Below are 217 nucleotides of genomic sequence, written 5' to 3' on the forward strand. Positions count from 1 at the left end.
ATCTGGACGAGCAAAGTAAACATAATCAAAGATACAAGGAGTGTATTCTTTTTGCTCGTCGCACTGATACGTATGTAGCTTATGGTTCAAATCAATGAAAATTGCTTCGCCTTGTTTTACATCACGTACGATAGTAAAGCCAGAACCTGTCAAGGCAACTGATTCAGAGGCAACCTTATACTCAGTGCCGCCATTCGGTGCCATACGCTTACCAAAG

Annotated in this window: 1 pseudogene; it reads right to left on the minus strand. The window is 41.9% G+C overall.

Annotated elements, in window-relative coordinates:
• A pseudogene (locus tag V6252_RS13350) lies at positions 1-217 on the minus strand (amidophosphoribosyltransferase); the annotation flags it as partial.

This window comes from Psychrobacter proteolyticus (genome assembly GCF_038155145.1).
Lineage (GTDB): Bacteria > Pseudomonadota > Gammaproteobacteria > Pseudomonadales > Moraxellaceae > Psychrobacter > Psychrobacter proteolyticus_B.